This is a genomic window from Paenibacillus maysiensis (assembly GCF_000520815.1).
Taxonomy (GTDB): domain Bacteria; phylum Bacillota; class Bacilli; order Paenibacillales; family Paenibacillaceae; genus Paenibacillus; species Paenibacillus maysiensis.
Window position 1 is genome coordinate 1 of the sequence record NZ_ASRY01000091.1, and the last position, 469, is coordinate 469.

The following is a 469-nucleotide window of genomic DNA, read 5'->3' on the forward strand; positions in this document are numbered from 1 at the left end:
TACCTTCACATTCGGCTGTCCATTTGTGTGGCGTTGTTGTCGCAGCGAATCCGTTACATAGGCATCCTGTTCGCGGTGTGTTGGCAGATACAATTCCACCAGTTCTCCTACTTCAGGCATATCGTACCAGCCGCTATGTTCTTCGGCGACATAACGGGTAGCTACGGGAAACCAGCAGGCTTTGGCAGGATCTTGCTTCGGGTCGATGTCGAGTTGAAGCTGTACGAAATCCTGCTGTACCTTGAGAACCGTCCCTGTCAGCGAAATCCCGGTGGCCTGATCGTTTTCATAACGGGCATAGAGGATATCCTGTTCGGCTTGAAGATCGTAACGGGTACGCAGTAAGCCATCTGCTAAGGTTGTCACTGCTCGAACCACGACCAGTTCTTTTCCTTGTCCTATGGGTAATGTAATGAGGTCGCCGAGCGCATAATATTGCAGACTTTCAATCATATAGGTGACATACGAG

At 50.1% G+C, this 469-nt stretch carries 1 pseudogene; it reads right to left on the reverse strand.

The features are described 5' to 3' along the window. Nucleotides 1-469: pseudogene (locus L696_RS30860) on the reverse strand (hypothetical protein); the annotation flags it as partial.